The sequence below is a fragment of the [Clostridium] aminophilum genome (assembly GCF_900101295.1).
GTDB lineage: Bacteria > Bacillota > Clostridia > Lachnospirales > Lachnospiraceae > Clostridium_R > Clostridium_R aminophilum_A.
The window spans coordinates 73,517-91,734 of record NZ_FOIL01000007.1 but is presented as its reverse complement, the minus strand read 5'-3'; the positions used below and the strand labels follow the sequence as shown (position 1 = coordinate 91,734).

Genomic DNA, 18,218 nt, shown 5'->3' with positions numbered 1-18,218 from the left:
CACAGAATACGCATGTGCATATGGAAACAGTGGAAACTTCCCAAGACTAAGAAGAGGAATCTTATTAAACTGGGGATACCCGAATACTATGCACATATCACAGCCAACAGCCGTAGAGGCTATTGGTTTGTGTCTGGTATGGGTGCGGTTAACCGTGCCTTATCAAAAGAAAGACTGATAAACAGTGGCTTTTATGATTTAGCCACAGCCTATCAGTCTGTGCACGTCAACTATTGAAAGCGCCGTATACCGAACGGTACGTACGGTGCTGTGAGAGGACGGGAGCTAATCACTCCCTCCTACTCGATTCATAGGAAATTTCTCCGAAATTCCCTATGAATCAAAAACGCCCCGCGGACTTTGTTCTTGTGCCGAAACGCCTGAAAAGCGGCTTTCCTTGCCTGCATCAGCAACAATCCGCGGGGCTTCCCGGGGCGTGCTGCGGCAAAACATACAGACAATTTCGCAAAATTGTATTAGAATAGACTGTGATGTGACAACATGTTTTAAAGGAGTCGGAACAGATCTATGAGCATCATTGAGACAACCATCGATATTCCGCAGGAACATCTCCCGAATGTCTGCGGGCAGTTTGATTCTTACATAAAAAAGATCGAGCGGACACTGCACAGCACCATCATCCTCCGTGACGGCGCCCTCAAGGTGATCGGACCGGAAGAGTCCATCCGGCAGACCAAAAGCGTCATCGAAAACCTGACTGCTCTTTCCGCAAGAGGCAATACGATCACTGATCAGAACGTCGATTATGCGCTTGCGCTTTCATTCCGGTCGGAAGCCGGAAAGATTCTGGAGATTGACCGCGACGTGATCTGCCACACCATTGACGGACGCCCGGTCAAACCGAAGACAGTGGGACAGAAAGCCTATATCGACAACATTCGAAAGAAAATGATCGTGTTCGGCATCGGTCCCGCGGGTACCGGAAAAACCTACCTTGCCATGGCGATGGCGATCCATGCATTCAAAAACGGAGAAGTCAACCGCATTATTCTGACCCGCCCGGCGATAGAAGCGGGAGAAAAACTCGGCTTTCTTCCGGGGGATCTGCAGAGCAAGATCGATCCCTATCTTCGTCCGCTCTATGACGCCCTTTACCAGATCATGGGAGCAGACAGCTATCTCCACAATGCCGAGAAGGGGCTGATCGAGGTCGCGCCTTTGGCATATATGAGAGGCCGTACCCTCGATAATGCGTACATCATTCTGGATGAGGCTCAGAACACGACACCGGCGCAGATGAAAATGTTTCTGACGAGAATCGGTTTCGGTTCCAAGGTCATCATCACCGGTGACCGGACGCAGAAAGATCTTCCGGCCGACACCGTATCCGGTCTGGATGTGGCAATTCGCGTCCTGAAAGGGATCAGCGACATCGGTTTCTGTTATCTGACCAGCGAAGATGTGGTGCGGCACCCGTTGGTTCAGAAGATCGTTGAGGCCTACGACCGTTATGAGACCGCCCGCTCGGGTCACGTCAGAGAAGAGAAGGCGGAGAGCGGAAAAGAAAGCCGGAAAGGCCATGCACCGGCACGAAACGTCAAGACATCCAAAAAAGAAAAAGACTGACACCGCGTCCGGTGTGTGAGAAAGAGGTTGTAATGACAGTCAATATTGAAAATGAGTACGAGGGCGAACTGAATCTTCCCTATGAGAAGATCATCGAAGAGATCGTTCTCGCAGCCCTTGATTATGAAAAATGTCCGTACGAGGCGGAAGTGAGCGTCGTGCTGACCGATAATGAGAATATCCACGCGCTGAATAAGGAGTTCCGCAGCATCGACCGACCTACGGATGTGCTCAGCTTCCCCATGTGCGATTATGAGACGCCGGCGGATTTTGACCGGCTGGAAGACGACGCCGAAGACTGCTTCAATCCGGAAACCGGAGAACTCCTTCTGGGCGATATCGTCATTTCCATCGACAAAGTCCGCGAGCAGGCCGAGAGCTACGGCCACTCCGAAACCAGAGAGCTGGCATTCCTCGTGGCCCACAGTATGCTTCACCTGATGGGATATGATCACATGGAAGACGATGAACGAATCGTCATGGAAAAGAAACAGGAAGAGATTCTGCAGTCAAAGGGGTATACAAGATGAGCGGAGCGGATGGAAGAGGAAAAACCGGATCGAACTTTCTGATTCAGGGATCCATCCTTGCTGCGGCGGGCATCATTGTCCGGCTGATCGGCATTCTGTACCGCATTCCGATGACCAACATCATCGGTGATGAGGGAATGGGGTATTATTCAACGGCATTCAATGTGTACAACATCATGCTGATCCTTTCCTCCTACAGTCTGCCGGTGGCGGTATCCCGCATGGTCTCCGCCAAGCTGGCCAGAAAGGAATTCCGCAATGTCTACCGGATCTTTGCTGTCGCAATGATTTACGCGACCATCGTCGGCGGCACGGCCTTTTTCGTCACCTGGTTCGGCGCGGATTTTTTTGCGAGCAAGGTCTTCGCAACCTCCCTCGCCGTCTATGCGCTGCGGGCGCTGGCACCTACCATCTGGCTGATGGCATATCTGGGCGTTCTGCGTGGTTTTTTTCAGGGCCATGGAACGATGCTTCCCACCGCGGTTTCCCAGATTCTGGAACAGATCGTCAATGCGGTCATCAGTGTGGTCGCTGCCTTTTACCTTTTCCGCATGGGAAACGGAGCTTTCTGGGCGGAAAAAGGGGACGGATATGCAGAGGCGTTCGGTGCGGCCGGCGGAACCATCGGCACCGGAATGGGCGCATTTGCCGCGTTTCTCTTTGTCCTCGGACTCTTTTTTCTTTACCGTCCGATCATCCGGAGACGGTGCCGCAGAGACGCGACCGGCTTGTCTGACAGTTTCGGAAAAGTCGGAAATGCGCTGCTTTCCATCACCATTCCGGTCATTCTCAGCTCCACCATCTACAACATTAACAGTGTCATTGACAACGGAATCATGGCCCATGGAATGGCCATGACCGGACAGGGAGACCGTTTTCTCTCACTCTGGGGTATTTTCAACAATAAATACATGCTTCTGGTCAATGTACCGCTGGCGATGGCAAACTCCCTGTCCTCATCCCTGATTCCGTCAATCTCCGGCGCATGCGCAAGAAAAGATGTACGGGAAATGGTGAAGAAGACGGGACTTGTCATCCGTTTTTCCATGTTAATCGCCATTCCGTGTACTGTCGGCCTGACTGTTCTTGCGGAGCCCTCCATGAACCTTTTGTTCCACAGCGGCGATAACACCGAAGCGATCCGCATGATGATCTACGGAAGCAGCGTCATCATTTTTCTCTCCATGTCCACGGTGAGCAATGCGATACTGCAGGGACTGGGCCGCTTCCGAGAACCGGTGAAAAATGCGCTGATTGCGCTGATTCTTCATATCGTCGTTCTCGTGATTATGCTGATTCCGCTCCGGATGGGAATCTATGCGCTGGTTCACTCCAAAATCTTCTTTGCGGTTTTGATGTGCTGGCTGAATCAGCGGTCGATCCGGGCCGCGATCCCCTACCGGCAGGAGTTCCGGAGAACGTTTTTTGTTCCGGGAGCCTCCAGCGCCGTCATGGGCATCTTTGCCTGGCTGATCTACCATGGCATTTATGCGGTTGTCCCGATCAACATTCTGGCCATTGCGGGTTCGGTTGGGTTCGCGGTTCTTGTATACGGAGCGGTTCTTCTCCTTCTTCGCGGCATTACCGAAGAGGAGCTCCGCCATATGCCCGGCGGAACAAAACTTATGGGCCTGGTCAAAAAATGCAGACTGATGTGAGGAAAAATATATGGCAAATAAACGCTTTGTGACCGTAATCGGAGGAGGTGCAGCCGGGCTTGCCGCTGCCGTGCGCGCGGCAGAATGCGGCGCAAGGGTTACCATTCTGGAACACAATGACCGGGTCGGAAAAAAGATTCTGTCCACAGGAAACGGAAAATGCAACTTTGCCAACCGGCTCCAGAAACCGGAATTCTGGCGAAGCGGCGATCCGGATTTTCCGTGGGCCGTCATTTCCCGTTTTCCGGTGGATGAAGTGGAACGCTTTTTTGAAAATCTCGGCATTGTGGTCACCGAGCGCGACGGATATCTCTATCCGGCATCCGGTCAGGCCGCGTCGATTCTGGATGTGCTTCGCCATCGGGCAGATCATCTCGGCGTCCGGACAGTGGTCAACTGCCATATCGAAGAGATCCGGGATCAGAAAAAACTGACCGCGGGTTCGGATGAATCGGGTTCGGACCGTTTTCAGATCCGAACCGACTGCGGAAATTTCACGGCGGATGCGGTGATTCTGGCCGCCGGCTCCAAGGCGGCTCCGAAATCCGGATCGGACGGATCCGGTTACGCCATCGCCGAACGATACGGGCACCGGATCATTGAGCCGCTGCCGGCTCTGGTTCAGCTTCGCTGTGCGGAAAATTTCTACAAAAAAATCAGCGGTGTCCGGATCCGTGCGCGCGCTGCACTGCGGGAGAAAGTCTCCGGAACAGTTCTTGCCGAGGATACGGGAGAAGTACAGCTCACCGACTACGGCATTTCCGGCATCCCGGTTTTTCAGGTGAGCCGCTATGCGTCCCGGGCGCTGGCCGACGGAAAGAAAGTCTGTGCGGTGCTGGATTTCTGGCCGGACCGGACAGAAGAAGAGCTTTTTGACATGCTTGTTCAGAGAAGATCGGTACTGGGGGGAACGGAGCTCTCGGAATTTCTGACCGGTTGGTTCAACCGGAAACTCGGAAATCTCCTGATGGAGCGGGCAGGTATCCGTTTCGATGCCGGTTCCGGTGCGGTTTCCGACCTTGCCGACATAAATCTCAAAAACCTTGCCCGGCTGATTCATTCGTTTCCGACGGATGTGACGGGCACCAATTCCTTCGAACAGGCACAGGTGTGCTGCGGCGGAATCGATGTCCACGAGATCACTCCGGAGACCATGGAGTCAAGAAAACGCTCCGGTCTTTATTTTGCCGGTGAGATCGTTGATGTGGACGGAATCTGCGGCGGATATAATCTCCACTGGGCATGGGCATCCGGTTTTGCCGCCGGAAGCGCCGCAGCCTGCGGATCATGATTTCTTCCTCTTTTCAGGACGGATCCTTCGGGATGAGGCTAGGCCTCCGGTTATCGGTGTCCTCACCGGAAAGAACGACTGCGCCGTGAAATTTATACGTCTGCCTTCCAACTATTTTTTATTCTGGATTTATTGAAAGTGCGGTTTCATCCGAAAAATACATATAACGCTGTAAAAACGAGAGTTTCATCCCCGCCCGATGGGAGAGAGGAAGCGTATGATATATACCGATGCAACCCGAAAAGCGATGAAGATCATGTATCAGCAGCACATGGGGCAGACCGATAAGAGCGGCGTGCCGTACTGTTTTCATCCGTGGCACGTGGCCGAATCCATGACGGATGAGCAGACTGCCTGTGCGGCTCTTTTGCATGACGTGATCGAAGATACCGATATGACGATCGAGGAACTGGCGGAAGAAGGATTTTCCGAACCGGTTCTTGTGGCCCTGGAAATTCTGACCCGGCCGGAAGGTGTATCCTATGACGATTATATCCGGCGGATTGCGCCGAATGAGATTGCGCGAAAGGTAAAAATGTCCGATCTCCGGCACAATATGGATGAGACGCGTCTGCGCAGAATTTCGCCGAAAGATGAAGCGCGGAAGGAAAAATACGAGCGGTCCCTGCGTTATCTCGAAGAGTTTGACCGCGGATGAAACAGAGCAGACCTGTCAATAATGTCAGGTTCTGATAATCTTATTGTAAGAAAATGAGTCCGTCAATTATGATATAATTCCGACAGTAACCACTATATCTCAGACGGGAATTTACCCCCGCCGGGGATATACGCTCCGCGAGAATGCGCGGATTCGGATGGCAGAAAGTCTGCTTTCATAGACCCGAATCCGGCACAGGTTTCGTGAAGCGAGACTTGAATCTGATTTGACTGGTTTTCAGTCGGGAGGAAGCAGTATGGGATTTGTTTTCATTCTCATCATTATCATTGCTGTCATTATGTTTCTGGCAGCGAACATTCGAATCGTACCGCAGTCTTACGCGTTCGTCATTGAACGTCTGGGTGTATATTACGGCACATGGGGCGCGGGGCTTCATGTAAAGATTCCGATTGTGGATCATATTACCCGCAAAGTTCTGCTGAAAGAGCAGGTTGCCGATTTCGCGCCGCAGCCGGTTATCACCAAGGACAATGTCACCATGACCATTGACTCTGTCCTCTATTTCCGCGTGGTGGATCCGAAGTTATACGCATACGGCGTGGAAAATCCCATCATGGCGATGGAGAACCTGACCGCAACCACACTTCGAAACATCATCGGTGATATGACGCTGGATGAGACGCTGACAAGCCGCGAGCGCGTCAATGCCCAGATGCTTGCCACGCTGGATGTGGCGACCGATCCGTGGGGAATCAAGCTTTCCCGCTGCGAGCTGAAGAATATCGTTCCGCCGCAGGCGATCAAAGAGTCCATGGAAAAAGAGGCCAAGGCAGAGAGAGATAAGCGAGCAGCCATCCTGACAGCGGAAGGTGAGAAAAAATCCATGATCCTGACAGCGGAAGGTAAGAAAGAGTCTGCTGTCCTCGACGCGGAAGCAAAGAAGCAGGCGATGATTCTGGAAGCGGAAGCATTCAAGGAGAAGACTGTGAAAGAAGCGGAAGGCCGTGCCGAAGCGATTCGCCAGGTTCAGGAAGCGACCGCGGAAGGTCTTCGGATGATCAAAGAGGCCAACGTCGATCAGAATGTTCTTCAGCTGAAGAGTCTGGAGGCCTTTGCCCATGCCGCGGACGGTAAGGCGACAAAGATCATCATTCCGTCAGAAATTCAGGGTCTTGCAGGTCTTGCCGCCGGTATCCACGCGGTAGCTTCCGGAACGGATAACGGCAGCAATTGCGACCCGGCTCCGAAAGCCTGAGACATACACGATCGATTCTGAGAAATCCGGTTCTTAAGGAGGGCTTATGGAGTTAACATTCAGCCTGGCCTACGTCGTATTCATCGTCTTTGTCATACGAAAAGTGCTTCAGGCAAGCAAAGAAAACAAACAGCGAAACCGGTCCGCCGGAAACATCCAGACGCCGCCCCAAAAACGGAAAACATCCGAAACCGTTATTCCCGATATGCTTCAGAAACGTTTCGGGAAAACCATATCCGATGACGGCCATGTCGTGCCGGAGTCACAGGATCTGACCTGTGAGACCAGACACGGACATCATCACGCATCCACCGGTCCGCGCTATATCGTACATGAGGAACCGGAAATGGGTTATGTTGTACTGAACGGCGTCAAGCGAAGACTGACCGACTGCAGAAATCTCTGACGGAAAGGAACCACCATGAACAGTGACAACACTCATGAACTGGAATATAACGGTTATAAGGGGTCTGTGATCTATCATCTGAAAGAAAAGTATTATTCGGGTGAGGTTGAGATCGAAGGTGTTCTCTACAGCTATGAGGGCGATACGATGGAGGAACTCCGGGAAGATTTTGAGGATGTCATCGACAGCCTCGAACTTTTTGACGAAGAGGGCGGTCCGGAAGAAGAATAATGTCCGGAATATATATCAGGCGGCAGGCTGACTGCGACTCATTGACGGCCCGCTGCTGTGAAAAGGAAGATCCGTACAGACGCGGGTCTTCCTTTTTTATGTTTTCACGGCAGTCGCCAAAGCCCACGCCCCAGTGAGGCCCTTGCGACTGCCTCGATAACGAGTGCCCCCCTAAGCGTGTTTCAACTCGTTTTTCATCGGCTTCGGGCCGAATGATGGAAACAGCCCTGACCTCGCGGCAGTAAGAAATTTCAGAAAAATATCTCCGTGATCCCTTGAACATAGGTCGAACATATGATAATATATTCATATGAAAATATTATTTACAGAGAAGGAGGTACCGATGGAGCAGAACATCGTTTACGATGAGAAGAAGATCGAGCACCTGATTGCCAATGTTTCGGAAGATGAGCTGTTCAATCTGGCGGAACTGTTCAAGGTATTTGCCGATTCAACGCGGATCAGAATTCTTTACGATCTGTTTCAGGGCGAACGAAACGTCACGGAAATCTGCGAAGATCTGCAGATGAATCAGTCGGCGGTCAGTCATCAGCTGAAGCTGCTGAAGAGTTCCAAACTGATTCAGTCAAAGCGAAGAGGAAAAACCATCATTTATTCCCTCGCGGACGAACACGTCAAAACCATCATTGCGATGGGAAAAGAACACATCGAAGAATAACCGATCATCGCATTCCGGATGTCCGGAGTCATTCCGGAAAACCGGAGAGTCACGAACAGGATAGAATTCCGATACAGACAAAAGGAGAAAAAACATGAAAAAGAAATTCAAATGTGACATTGACTGTGCAAACTGCGCCGCCAAAGTAGAGAGAGCCATCAGCGCGATGGATGGTGTTCACGACGTAAAAGTCAACTTTATGATGCAGAAGTTCACGCTGGATGCGGACGATGACCGTTTTGACGAGATTCTTCATAAAGCGATCGAAGAAGGCCGTAAAATCGAGCCGGACTTCCGTGTCGATATCTGAATCCGAACGTGAACAGCCCGTCGTTCCCGGTTGGATGAAAGGAATACATCCATGAATGATAAACAGAAAAAAGAACTGATCAAAATCTGTTCTGCCGTTATTCTGTTCCTGATCATGATGACGGCAGAGAAAACCGGAATGCTGCCGGCTCTGTTCGGCGACAGGAAGATCAATTTTGTCCTTTACCTGATTCCCTATCTTTTGTGCGGTTATCCGGTTGTCCGAAAAGCGTTTCTCGGAATCCGGAACCGACAGCCCCTCGACGAATGCTTTCTGATGTTTATCGCGACAATCGGTGCGTTTGCAACCGGCGAAAACTCCGAAGCCGTCGCCGTCATGGCCTTTTATCAGGTGGGCGAATGGTTTCAGGGATATGCCGTCGGCAAATCCCGACAGTCCATTTCCGATCTGATGGATATCGTCCCCGAATTTGCCAATGTGGAACAGGAGGATGGCAGCTTCGAGACAGTCGATCCGGATGATGTATGTCCGGGCGATATCCTTGTGATCCGTCCGGGTGAAAAAATCCCGGTGGACAGCGTGGTTCTTTCCGGTGAAAGCCTGATCAACACCTCCGCGCTGACGGGGGAACCCGTTCCCCGAACCGTCCGGGAAGGTGACGATGTCATCTCCGGATGCGTGAACGGAGAGGGGCTTCTCCGGGTAAAAGCGGTCAAAGAATTTGAGGATTCGACCGTTTCCCGGATTCTGGAACTGGTGGAAAATGCCTCCGAGAAAAAATCCCGGACCGAAGCATTTATCACACGTTTTGCCAGAGTATATACACCGATCGTCGTCGGACTCGCCGTCATGCTCGCCATTCTTCCTCCGCTCATGTTCGGAGGATGGATGACCTGGATCTACCGTGCCTGCACGTTCCTCGTTATTTCCTGTCCGTGTGCTCTGGTCATTTCCGTCCCGCTGGCCTTTTTTGGCGGGATCGGAGCCGCATCCAAGAGCGGCGTGCTGGTAAAAGGTTCGAATTATCTCGAACTTCTGGCGCATCTCGACACCGTGGTGTCCGATAAAACCGGAACACTGACCGAAGGAAGCTTTACCGTCACGGATCTTCGTCCGGCGGAGGGCGTGACACCGGAAGATCTTCTGCGAACCGCGGCCATCGCCGAAAGCCTGTCCCTTCATCCTATCGCCCACTCCATCCTTGCGGAGTATGAAACGCGGTTCGGAAAGACGCAGCCGATCACCGAGCGGCCCACAGATTCGGAAAATGTATCCGGAAAGGGAATTACCGCCAGAGCAGGCGGCCGGAAGATCCTTGTCGGAAGCCGGAAATTCATGGAGGATCAGGGGATTCTCCCGGAAAACATCGAAGATCCTGCGGCAACCATCGTATTTGTCGCGGAAGTCGATCGGTATCTCGGCGCGATTCTGATTCGCGACCGGATCAAAGAATCTGCGCCGGAGGCCATCCGCGGGATGAAAAAAGCCGGCGTGCGCAGCTTTGTCATGCTGACCGGAGACCGCCGTGAGGCCGCGGATGCGGTCGGAAAAGAACTCGGTGTGGATCTTGTGCGCGCCGAACTTCTTCCCCAGGATAAAGTGAGCGAAGTAGAATCTCTTCTGACCGGGCTGCAGAAAAACGGTGACACGGCGGGACGGGGAAGACTTGCCTTTATCGGGGACGGGATCAACGATGCGCCGGTTCTCACCCGCGCTGATGTCGGCATCGCCATGGGTTCCATGGGCTCTGACGCCGCGATCGAAGCCGCCGATGTGGTGATCATGGATGATAATCTTTCCCGGATTCCGGGCGTGATCGCCATCGCAAAAAAAACCGCTGCCGTTTCCGCTCAGAATATCGTGTTTGCCATCACCGTGAAGGTGCTGATCCTGATTCTCGGTGCAGTCGGTATCGCCAATATGTGGGCAGCCGTATTCGCCGACGTCGGCGTCGCGGTTTTATGCATCCTGAACTCCATGCGTCTGTTAAAAGCGAACAGTTCTATTACAGTTTAGTTACAGCCGTTCCCATTTTACATGGTATTGTGTACAATGGGAACGGTCCTTCGTATTTCCGGACCGGTATTTTCGCCGTATCGTGCAGACGATACACCGGAGAACGAAGAGATCCACGCCAAAGTGAATACAAAATTTACATTCCATAAAAAGCAGGTAAACCATATGATCCGTATCAGTCAGCTTCGCATGTCCATTTCCTATACCGAAGAGGACCTGCGCAGAAAAGCAGCAAAAATCTTAAACATTCCGGAGGACCGGATCTCCGAAATTCATCTGATCCGCCGTTCTCTCGATGCCCGAAAGAAAGAGGACATTCACTACTCGTTTGCGCTGAATCTCAGCGTTCGCGGCGACGAAGCGGCCATCGTCCGAAAATGCCGCGACCGCTCCGTATCGGTCAGCCGGGACCGGGCCTATCAGTTCCCGCTGCCGGGGCCGAAGGTTATGAAAACCCGTCCCGTCATCATCGGATTTGGCCCCGCCGGCATGACCGCCGCGCTGAACCTCGCCCGTGCCGGTTACCGCCCAATTGTCCTCGAACGCGGACAGAAGGTGGAAAAACGGACCGAAGACGTACGTGCATTCTGGGAGGGCGGTCCCCTCGATCCGGAATCGAACGTTCAGTTCGGGGAAGGCGGAGCTGGAACTTTTTCCGACGGAAAACTGAATACAATGGTGAAAGATCCCCTCGGACGCAATCGTGAAGTTCTGAAGATGTTCGCGGAAGCCGGAGCTGATCCGGACATCTGTTATGTGAACAATCCGCACATCGGCACAGATGTTCTGATCGGCGTCGTGCGGAATATCCGGAAAGAGATCCTTGCCCTCGGCGGAGAGATCCGTTTCGGCACAAAATTCAGCGGACTGCTGACGGAAAATGACGCAGACGGAAACCGTCGTGTCAGCGGTGTCATGCTTTCCACCGGTGAGGTCATCCCTGCGGAGACGGTCATCCTCGCGATCGGACACTCGGCACGGGATACCTTCCAGCTCCTGAACGGTCAGGAACTCGGCATGGAACCGAAACCTTTTGCCGTAGGTGTCCGCGTACAGCATCCCCAGTCCATGATCAACCAATCCCAATACGGAAGAGCGGAAGCGGGCGAATTCGGCGAGGCGTCCTACAAACTGACATACACGGCTGCAAACGGCCGCGGCGTATACTCTTTCTGTATGTGTCCGGGCGGTATCGTCGTCAATGCGTCCAGTGAAAAGGGCATGCTGGCCGTGAACGGAATGTCCAATTCCAGACGGGACAGCGGAACGGCCAACAGCGCGATCATTGTGACCGTGCGCCCGGAAGATTTCGAGGGAGACGATGTGCTTCGCGGAATGTCCTTCCAGCAGAGGCTGGAAAAAGCGGCCTATGAGGCAGGAAACGGCGCCATTCCGGTTCAGCTTCTGGAGGATTTCCGAAAAAGCCGCATTTCCGATCACTTCGGCGAAGTGAAGCCGGTATTCGGCGGAAAATACACCTTTGGCGATGTGCGTCATATCTTCCCGGACGAGATCGCGGAATCGCTGACCGAGGGAATGGATCATTTCGGCCGCATCATTGAAGGCTTTGACCGTCCCGATACCGTCATCGCCGGCGTGGAGAGCCGGACCTCCTCCCCGGTACGGATTCCGAGGGATAAGGACAGTCTCGAGTCCGTCGCATGCAGAGGACTGTTTCCCTGCGGCGAGGGGGCAGGCTATGCGGGAGGAATCACCTCTGCAGCCATGGACGGCCTGAAATGCGCGGAAAAGATTGCGGAACAGTATTCACCCGGAAATGCCCTGATCACCAAAAAAGACCTCCGAGCCGAGGTGGCAGAGCGCCGGAAGAACACCTCCGAGGAAGATCGTGCACAGTGGAAAAAGGGCCTTTTGGAGAACCTGACCCAGATAATGGATGACGTGCTGGGAGACGGTAAAACCGTCTACGCCTATGTCAGTGTTCACGGAGAAGCGGACACGGAAGGTATCATCCGGCATCTCCTGAAGCGCGGAATCCGCGTCGCGGTTCCCCGTGTGGAAAAAGATGCTGCGGGAAAGACCATGCATTTTTACTATATTTCCGGACCGCAGGATCTCGAACGGGGCGGGTTTGACCTTCTGGAACCGAAGAGCGGATGCGAACAGGCGGACGACAAGACCTGTCCTGTCATCACGCCGGGAGTCGCCTTCTGTGACGAGGGATGGCGGTGCGGTTACGGCGGCGGATTCTATGACCGTTTCTTTGCGGCCGAACCTGACCACAAGCGCATTGCGATCGCCTATGAACAGCAGTTCTTTGACACTGTTCCTCATGCAGATTTTGACCTTCGCCCGGACCGGATCGTCACGGAAAAGCGAATTCTCCGTTTTGACGAATCCCCGGAGAAGAGCCGGAAAACCAGCGACTGATTCATTCACCACCGGATCCGGGACACTCGTAATTCTGAAATCGGATAAGCCGAAGAAATGATGAATACATCATAAGTAATTGACGATATTTCTTTTATGATTCCACAAAACGGATCCTATGAATGGATGAGCTTCGTGAAATACAGAAGGCACTGATTACAGATATTGCTTCCGGTCAGGAAAAAGGGAGAAACAGCATGCTCCAATGGATTAGTCCTTTTAATTATGATTTTGCAATTGCATCGATACCGGTACAGATCATTCTTCTCATTTTCTACGGGTTCCGGAGAAATCTGCCCATTCGGCAGAGCTCCTATTTCTGGCTTATTATGATATCCAATCTGATCATGACAAGCACGGATATTGTGGCCTGTGAGTGGATCACGATCTGGACCGATTTTCCGGTCTGGTCTCTCTACGCCATCAATCACGCTTTTTTTCTGGCTTTTGTCATCCGCGGATGGGCTCTGTTTGCGTACACCATGGAGACCACCCGCTGCTGGAATGACAGCCGCCTTTTTATGATTCTGACAGCTCTTCCGACCGTGGTCATGATTTTGCTGGTTCTGTCGACGCCGTGGACACATACGATCTACAGAATCGGAGAGAACGGATACGAGAATTGCGGCCTGTATCAGCTGATTTATACCGTCACCTATTTTTATCTCGCCGTATCGGTCGGTATGATCGCCCGTTCCTGGAAACGTCTGTCCGGAAGAATGCGGGCCGGACTGCTGTCCTTCAACATTATTCTCTTTATCGGAATCATTATGCGGAAGCAGTTCTACCATATTCTGGTGACCAGCTACTTCAGCATCATTTCCATTATCATCATCTACCTTACGGCCGAGAACCCGGACCTGTATCGGGATAGCCGGACAAAACTGATGAATAAAGAGGCGCTGGATCTGATTCAAAGAGATTATCGGGAAAAGAGAATTCCGTTCAGTCTGCTGACAATGTCCATTCACAACTATGAGGCATCCAAATCCATCTATGGAGTCAGCATGGTAAATGACGGCCTCCGGATCTTTGCTTCATGGCTGATGAAAACCTTTCCGCATTCGCTTGCATTTTATATCCGGAACGGAAACTTTTCCCTTCTTCTCCGCGGTCATCCCCATATGACTGCGCCTCAGATGATGGAGGAGTGGAAGAGCAACTATGACGAATTTCAGAAATCATATACCGGAACGGTTCCGATGAAAATCTCCGCCCTGCTGATTCCGGATTCCATCCTTTCCGGAAATGAAATCGATCTCGGCGACCTTGTGCGGTATTCCAACGCCAGATCCTACGATGAAAACCGGAGAGGGCACGATGTCTTTTCCGATCAGATGGTCGAAAGTGTCCGGAAACGGAAATCCGTGGAGAGAGCGGTCAAAGATGCGATCGCAGCCAATCGTTTTGAGGTCTATTTTCAGCCGATCTACTCAACAAGAGAAAAAACGGTTCAGGGAGCAGAGGCCCTTGCGCGGCTGCAGGATCCGGTTCTCGGCTATATTTCACCGCTCGACTTCATTCCGGTGGCGGAAAAGAACGGCGATATCATGGAGATCGGACGGCAGGTATTTGAGAAGACCTGCATATTTCTGAAAACAGTCGATACGAAGAAGCTCGGGATCGATTTTATCAACATCAATCTCTCACCGATTCAGTGCATGAGTCACAGTCTTCTGAGAGAGCTCTCCGAGATCGCCGGAAGACATGGAATCCCGATGAGCATGTTTGATTTCGAGATCACGGAATCCCTGGTCGAGGATTACGATATGATTCAGATGCAGATCCAGGGGCTCCAGTCAATGGGCGCGGAACTGTCACTGGATGATTTCGGTACCGGAGCGTCCAATCTGACCAGTCTGATGAAACTTCCGATCCACGTGGTCAAGATCGATATGCTGTTTACCCGGTCCTTCTTTGACGGAAAGGCTCCGTTCCTTCCGGATCTCATCCGGCTGTTTCAGCACTCGAATATGGAGATTGTCGTCGAGGGAATCGAGACAAAGGAAATGATGGATACCATGATCAAACTGGGCTGCGATTATGAGCAGGGCTTCTATTTCTCAAAACCGCTCCCGCCGGAAGAGTTTAAAGCGTTTATGGCAGAAAACTCCGGAACAGAATAAAAAAATACAGGTTAAAACGACAGGCGCCGTTCCTTTTCAGGTTCTGAAAAGAAGCGGTGCCTGCGTTGCAGAAAAAGGCCGAATAAAGCCGCCATCGGATTTCGCTCCCCTCATCCCCGCAATCCGGGGTGGCCGGCGGATAACAGACGACTCGCCGTCAAGGGAAACTTGCGAATCCAACCATCTTATAGTAATATAAGGAGATGCATGGAACGAGCTGAAACACGCTGTTCGGGTTTCACTCGTTGCTCGCGAAAACGAAGGAGATTTTTTATATATGACAGCATTTAACTATGACAGCATCGATCTGGCGGCACTTCCGCCGGAGACGGAGCCGGCAAGACAGCGTTATTTCATCGCCAGACTCCGCCACTGGACAAAGAAGCGCCGGGAAGCCCTCGGAAGACCGCTCACCTGCTTCGTCACCACCTTCGGGTGTCAGATGAACGCCCACGAATCGGAAAAACTTTTGGGCATTCTGAGAGATGCCGGCTTCGAAGAGGGAAGGGATGAGACCGCCGATCTTGTTCTCTACAACACCTGTACGGTCCGTGAGAACGCCGATCTTCGCGTATACGGCCGTCTCGGACGCGTGAGCACGATCAAAAAGAAGAATCCGGATATGATGATTGCAATCTGCGGCTGCATGATGCAGGAAGAGCACGTCATCGAAAAGATCCGGAAAAGCTATCCCTTCGTCGATGTGGTTCTTGGTCATATCAATAATTACCGTCTGGCGGAGCTTCTGGCCGAGAGAATCGACTGCGGTCATCAGGTCATCGACATTGAGAACGGCAGGCGCCGTATTGTCGAAGATCTTCCGGCAGAGCGGAAATATTCCTTTAAATCCGGCGTCAATATCATGTTCGGCTGCAACAACTTCTGCAGCTACTGCATTGTCCCGTATGTGACGGGGCGTGAGACCAGCCGGGAAATGAAGGACATTCTGAACGAATGCCGTCTTCTGGTGAAAAACGGCGTAAAAGAAATCATGCTGCTTGGGCAGAACGTCAATTCCTACGGAAAGACGCTCGCCAATCCCATCACCTTTGCGGAGCTTCTGAAAGAGGTGGAGAAGATCGATGGGCTGGAGCGGATCCGTTTCATGACATCCCATCCGAAGGATCTGTCCGATGAACTGATTGAGGTCATGAAGAATTCCGGGAAGATCTGCCGGCATCTTCATCTGCCGCTTCAGTCCGGCTCAAGCCGGATTCTGAAAATCATGAACCGTCATTACGACAAAGAACAGTATCTGGAGCTGGCCCGCAAGATCCGGCAGGAGATTCCGGACATGGCCATCACCACCGATATCATCGTCGGTTTCCCCGGAGAGACGGAAGAGGATTTTCTAGAAACCATGGATGTAGTGGAAAAGGTTCAGTATGACAGCGCCTTCACATTTATTTATTCCAAGCGAAGCGGCACGCCGGCGGCCAAAATGGAAGACCAGATTCCGGCTGACGTGATAAAAGACCGGTTTGACCGGCTTCTCGCTCTGGTTCAGGCCAATGCGGCAAAGCGCTGCGAGCTTCTTCAGGGAACCGATCAGAAGGTTCTCGTGGAAGAGGAGGATGACCATATGTATGGCTACGTGACCGGACGTCTCTCGAATAACAGCGTTGTTCACTTTGAGGGATCCAAAGATCTGATCGGAAGTATCGTCCCGGTTCATCTGGATGAGGCAAGAGGCTTCTACTATATGGGAACCATGATTCGGTAATCAAGGAGGGTTTATCCGTTATGAAAAAGAATCAGTTACTAATCGCGGCAATGGCGGCCGCAATGTTCAGCTGTACCGCGGCTCCGGCTGTCTATGCCGGCCCGGCAGCGGAGATTGCACAGGCAAAAGCAGAAGGGAAAACCGTAAAGCAGGTTTCTTCCTCCTCTGTAGCCTCACCGAGTCAGAATCCGGATGCCGCTGCTCCGGCACAGGTTCTGCCGACACCGGAGTCTGCGCTCCCGGTGGAGATCAACTATCTGAGAGATTCCAAAAACCAGATCTGCGCGATGACCATGAATCTGGGCGGATATGGAGGGATCGGCGGCATTTCCTACCGGACCTACAACAATTACGGCGGTTTTCTGTGGTGGAATCACGACGGCATGGAATCCACCGTTGTCAGCGATGACAACAAAATGCAGGCGGTTCAGATCGCACTGACCGGAACAGCCGAAAAAGAATATGATGTATACTACCGCACCACCACAACCGGACAGGGACAGATGGGATGGGCGAAAAACGGTGAGATTGCCGGAACCGTAGATCTCGGCGAGTGCATCACCAACCTTGAGGTCGTGGTTCTTCCGAAGGGTTCCGAGGCTCCGCAGGACAACGGCAGCGCAAGATACCGTTCCAATGTGTCCGGTCGTCTGAACATTGCGGACAACGCGACCACCATGACGGCGGAAGACGGCACCCCGTACAGCGGCTGGCTCGACGAAGAGCACCAGAGATACTATTTCCGCGACGGACAGGCGCTGACCGGATGGCAGTACATTGACGGTCTGAAATTCTATTTCGAGCCGAACGGCCAGCTGAATCAGGACGTGGACGCGCTGATCGGAAAGCAGCCGAGCTATCAGATCCGCATCAACAAGACGCTGAACTGTCTGACGGTATATGCCAAGGACGGACAGAACGGTTACATCATTCCGGTCAAAGCAATGAAGACCTCCACCGGCGGGGAGAACACACCGGTGGGCACCTTCAACACCCTGGACAAGTACCGCTGGAGATTCATGATCGACGACAGCTATACCCAGTGGGCGACCAGAGTGGTCGGCGGGGTCATGATGCACTCCATTACCTATGCCGCTCCGAACAACCAGACACTGAATACCGCCGGCTACAACCGTCTCGGTATTTCTCTGTCTCACGGCTGTATCCGCCTTGTTGCAAAGAATGCAAAGTGGGTTTACGACAACTGTAAGCTCGGCACATCCGTCACAATCTATGAGGATGCAACCAATCCGGGACCGTTTATGATTCCGGATCAGATTACGGTACGCGATGACCAGAACTGGGATCCGACCGATCCGGAACTTGGAAACTGAGTTGCGTGTGCAAAAAGCCGGCGTCCATAATTCTATGCGGCGCCGGCAGCTGCCGCGGAACGAGAGAATCCCGAAGAGCGGGACTCGAATCGTATAAAGAA

General features: G+C 52.4%; 15 protein-coding genes and 2 pseudogenes. All 17 read left to right on the top strand.

Annotated features, from left to right (window positions below; genetic code table 11):
- A pseudogene (locus BMW41_RS14735) lies at window positions 1-237 on the top strand (group II intron reverse transcriptase/maturase); the annotation flags it as partial.
- A gap of 291 nt (window positions 238-528) precedes the next feature.
- Window positions 529-1,587, top strand: coding sequence for a PhoH family protein (locus BMW41_RS03650; RefSeq protein WP_074648899.1), 1,059 nt, complete (start codon window positions 529-531; stop codon window positions 1,585-1,587).
- A gap of 32 nt (window positions 1,588-1,619) precedes the next feature.
- Complete coding sequence (gene ybeY, locus BMW41_RS03645) at window positions 1,620-2,117, top strand: rRNA maturation RNase YbeY (protein WP_074648898.1); 498 nt, start codon at window positions 1,620-1,622, stop codon at window positions 2,115-2,117.
- Window positions 2,114-3,775: a putative polysaccharide biosynthesis protein gene (locus BMW41_RS03640; RefSeq protein ID WP_074648897.1), complete on the top strand. Its 1,662-nt coding sequence runs from the start codon at window positions 2,114-2,116 to the stop codon at window positions 3,773-3,775. The genes ybeY and BMW41_RS03640 overlap by 4 nt, the downstream gene beginning before the upstream one ends.
- 10 nt (window positions 3,776-3,785) lie before the next feature.
- Complete coding sequence (locus tag BMW41_RS03635) at window positions 3,786-5,066, top strand: BaiN/RdsA family NAD(P)/FAD-dependent oxidoreductase (protein WP_074648896.1); 1,281 nt, start codon at window positions 3,786-3,788, stop codon at window positions 5,064-5,066.
- Between the two features lie 217 nt (window positions 5,067-5,283).
- A complete protein-coding gene (locus BMW41_RS03630; protein ID WP_074648895.1) occupies window positions 5,284-5,724 on the top strand; it encodes an HD domain-containing protein in 441 nt (146 codons plus the stop codon).
- A 256-nt stretch (window positions 5,725-5,980) separates the two neighbouring features.
- Window positions 5,981-6,940 carry an SPFH domain-containing protein gene (locus tag BMW41_RS03625; RefSeq protein ID WP_074648894.1) on the top strand — a complete coding sequence of 320 codons (960 nt, stop codon included), beginning with the start codon at window positions 5,981-5,983 and terminating at the stop codon, window positions 6,938-6,940.
- Between the two features lie 46 nt (window positions 6,941-6,986).
- Window positions 6,987-7,346, top strand: coding sequence for a hypothetical protein (locus BMW41_RS03620; protein ID WP_074648893.1), 360 nt, complete (start codon window positions 6,987-6,989; stop codon window positions 7,344-7,346).
- A 15-nt stretch (window positions 7,347-7,361) separates the two neighbouring features.
- The gene (locus tag BMW41_RS03615; protein ID WP_074648892.1) at window positions 7,362-7,577 is read left to right on the top strand and encodes a hypothetical protein; all 216 of its coding nucleotides are present in this window, start codon (window positions 7,362-7,364) and stop codon (window positions 7,575-7,577) included.
- Window positions 7,578-7,920: 343 nt separating this feature from the next.
- The gene (locus BMW41_RS03610; protein WP_031471536.1) at window positions 7,921-8,256 is read left to right on the top strand and encodes an ArsR/SmtB family transcription factor; all 336 of its coding nucleotides are present in this window, start codon (window positions 7,921-7,923) and stop codon (window positions 8,254-8,256) included.
- A 94-nt stretch (window positions 8,257-8,350) separates the two neighbouring features.
- On the top strand, window positions 8,351-8,566 hold the full coding sequence (locus tag BMW41_RS03605; RefSeq protein WP_031471535.1) for a heavy-metal-associated domain-containing protein: 216 nt from the start codon (window positions 8,351-8,353) through the stop codon (window positions 8,564-8,566).
- Between the two features lie 51 nt (window positions 8,567-8,617).
- Window positions 8,618-10,543, top strand: coding sequence for a heavy metal translocating P-type ATPase (locus BMW41_RS03600; protein ID WP_074648891.1), 1,926 nt, complete (start codon window positions 8,618-8,620; stop codon window positions 10,541-10,543).
- A 165-nt stretch (window positions 10,544-10,708) separates the two neighbouring features.
- A pseudogene (locus tag BMW41_RS03595) lies at window positions 10,709-12,316 on the top strand (NAD(P)/FAD-dependent oxidoreductase); the annotation flags it as partial.
- On the top strand, window positions 12,296-12,934 hold the full coding sequence (locus BMW41_RS15295) for a 5-formyltetrahydrofolate cyclo-ligase (RefSeq protein WP_278280324.1): 639 nt from the start codon (window positions 12,296-12,298) through the stop codon (window positions 12,932-12,934). The pseudogene BMW41_RS03595 and the gene BMW41_RS15295, both read left to right, overlap by 21 nt.
- Window positions 12,935-13,056: 122 nt before the next feature.
- Window positions 13,057-15,060 (top strand): EAL domain-containing protein, encoded by a 2,004-nt coding sequence (locus BMW41_RS03590; RefSeq protein ID WP_074648889.1) that lies wholly within the window; start codon window positions 13,057-13,059, stop codon window positions 15,058-15,060.
- A gap of 277 nt (window positions 15,061-15,337) precedes the next feature.
- A complete protein-coding gene (gene miaB / locus BMW41_RS03585; protein ID WP_074648888.1) occupies window positions 15,338-16,783 on the top strand; it encodes a tRNA (N6-isopentenyl adenosine(37)-C2)-methylthiotransferase MiaB in 1,446 nt (481 codons plus the stop codon).
- Between the two features lie 20 nt (window positions 16,784-16,803).
- Window positions 16,804-18,117: a L,D-transpeptidase gene (locus tag BMW41_RS03580; protein ID WP_074648887.1), complete on the top strand. Its 1,314-nt coding sequence runs from the start codon at window positions 16,804-16,806 to the stop codon at window positions 18,115-18,117.
- The last annotated feature ends 101 nt before the right edge of the window (window positions 18,118-18,218 follow it).